The 275-nt window shown below is 72.0% G+C and carries 1 protein-coding gene; it reads right to left on the bottom strand.

Annotated features, from left to right (window positions below; genetic code table 11):
- A partial coding sequence (locus AAEY75_RS15000) for a hypothetical protein (protein ID WP_352260026.1) occupies window positions 1-275 on the bottom strand: 275 nt, incomplete at both ends.

The raw sequence follows: 275 nt of genomic DNA, 5'->3' as shown, positions 1-275 counted from the left end.
ACCTTGCTCGCGCCGAAGCGCATCACGCAGCGCGCGGCCAGCTTCGCGGTGGTGGTCGTCTTGCCGACGCCCGTCGGCCCCATCAGCGCGAACACGCCGCCGCGCTCCAGCAGCGCGTCCTCGCTGTCGAGCACCGGCAGGTTCGACGCAAGCACCGACTGCGCCCAGTCCGCGGCCTGCCCGAAGGTCTGCGCACCGTCGCCGGACGGCAGGTTGTCGACCAGCATCCGCACCAGCTGCGCGGAGAAGCCGGCCGCGAACAGGTGCTTCGTCAG

Origin of the sequence: Psychrobacter sp. TB55-MNA-CIBAN-0194 (genome assembly GCF_040309505.1) — a bacterium.
In the GTDB taxonomy this organism is placed as follows: Bacteria; Pseudomonadota; Gammaproteobacteria; order Pseudomonadales; family Moraxellaceae; genus Psychrobacter; species Psychrobacter fozii.
Note: the sequence above shows the minus strand (reverse complement) of the source record. Positions and strands in the feature narration are given on the sequence as shown.